We start from the raw sequence: 2,028 nt of genomic DNA on the forward strand, positions 1-2,028 counted from the left end.
GAGTCATTGATATCCTTGAAATGGTCGAGATCGAGCGACAGCAGAGATAATGGAGCACCGGTTCGTTTGGCCCGCGCGATCTCGGCGCCGATATGCTCGAGGAAGTGTCGCCGATTTCCGGCGCCGGTCAGTGGGTCGGTGGCGGCAAGACGCTCTAACATTTGATTGCTCACTTGAACTTGTTGTAGTGCCCTTTGAGTGTCGGCCATCGACTCGGCCAGGCGGGCCATCATTTCTTCCTGGCTATAGATTGTCGAGAAGGATTGCGTCGTTCGGAGCGCCTGGACAACGCCATAGCTGAGCAGGAAGAACCCGCCCGCAAAGATCGCGTGGGCGAGCCACCACATATGATTCCACGGCGCCGCCAGAATGAATGCGAGCGACGATAGCGCAAACCACCCGACCGAAATGCCGAAAACGAGCATGAGCGGCGAGTGAATCCGTCGCATGAACATGACCGCGACGTTCAGCGCGCTGAACACCATTGCGCCGCCCTCCATGGACAAGCGTACCGCGGGGTGTCCCGCATAGGGGGAGTAGGCGATCAAGGCGACGGCTATATCCATCGTCAGGAATAAGCCGATCCAGATCAGCCATGCGCGCGGATCCGAACGCTTGTCTGACGGCTGGTTGTAGCAGAGCAGCCCAACGAAGAGCAGAATCGACATCGCGAGACGCGACGCTGGCCCATAGAGCAGAAACAGCCAAATATTGCGGTGTGCCATCTCGGTGAAGGCGCCGTGCGGCGAATAGACCAGCACGAAGCCGAGAAAACCCAGCGTCAACCAACGCAACAGAGGTTCGCCTGAAGACCGGTAGCAACGCCACGTCACATAGGTGACGAACAGCCCTTCGAGGGTGGCGACGGCAATCGCGAATTCATGAAACAGGTGATTCTCGAATTTTAGCGTGGGATCCTGCTGGAAATACAGATAGGCAATGAACTGGGCGGGCATAAGGGCAAAGGCGATGAGGAGAAGGCTCATATACGCCTGTGTCACCAGCCGGAGCGCGTTGCTCGGTTCGTGTACCGCAAGATTGGTGCTCATATGCATATACCGCCTCCCATGATGACGTGCGGTCGTTTCATAGCCTCTTGGGGTCCCGAGGGATACTCTGTCCCAGAGCACCTTCGGTCCTTGTGTACTACCCAGATGAAGGAACCAGGATGCGTCGCGGCCGGAAGGCCATTTAACAATTCGGCGCCCGCGATCACCGCTGCACGGGAGTGGACGGAGGCATGAGCTTGAGCTTTCCGTCCATCTGGGGCACCCCGTCGAGCAGGCGGCGGCGCCGACAGGGTCGGCCTTGTCGTTCAGCAGATTATTCCGGCTCCTGCCGCGAGTTGTCACGGTCTGCGAGGCGCTCGAAAACGCCCATCGAAAGACAAGGAAATCACGATCCCGTTGAGGAAAGGAGTCTGCGTATTACCGTACTCAACCGTCTGCCTGCCGCCCGCCGGTAGTGCCGCCGCCACAATCGGTCCGTTACTGGTTCGGCTCCGAGTCAACACGCGTAATGAGCAAAATCGTAAGCGTCAGCCCGCTTTGATTGACGAGGTTCTCGTAGGCCATCTGCGATCTCCTTCGTATGGGATGTCCCCGTACTGCGCGACCGGGGCCGTTAGGTTACCTAAGCTTGTTGAGTTAGCCGCCTGCCAAACCTTGTAGGTTCCCTAACGCAACCTGTGAGATTGGCTTGCGGCAAGGAGGAATTACTCGATCCGTCCCGGATGACGGACGAAGAGATGTCCGACGGACAAAGTAATCGCTGGTCCAGCTCTATCGGGCGCGCGGCCAGCAGCGTCGCCCATGTCCGGAGCCTCTCCTGACGCGGCGTGTCCGCCCCAAGTGTAAATAAGCCCCAGAATGCGCCCCCGGGGCGACGTGAGGCCACCTATTGATCTGGTTCGTGACTTTGGAAGATAGCGGGAGGCCGATCGGCGCCGATCCGGACCCCATCGTGAACGAATTTCGGGGATGTCCCGGGTTCTGTTGAATTTCTGAAGAGGTCGGCGTTGCCCACCTT

At 58.6% G+C, this 2,028-nt stretch carries 1 protein-coding gene; it reads right to left on the reverse strand.

Annotated elements, in window-relative coordinates; genetic code table 11:
* The coding region (locus tag K359_RS0147730) for a GGDEF domain-containing protein (RefSeq protein ID WP_245284963.1) at positions 1-1,055 on the reverse strand (1,055 nt) is incomplete at its 3' end.
* Between the last annotated feature and the right edge of the window lie 973 nt (positions 1,056-2,028).

Origin of the sequence: Bradyrhizobium sp. th-b2, assembly GCF_000426785.1 — a bacterium.
GTDB lineage: Bacteria > Pseudomonadota > Alphaproteobacteria > Rhizobiales > Xanthobacteraceae > Bradyrhizobium > Bradyrhizobium septentrionale.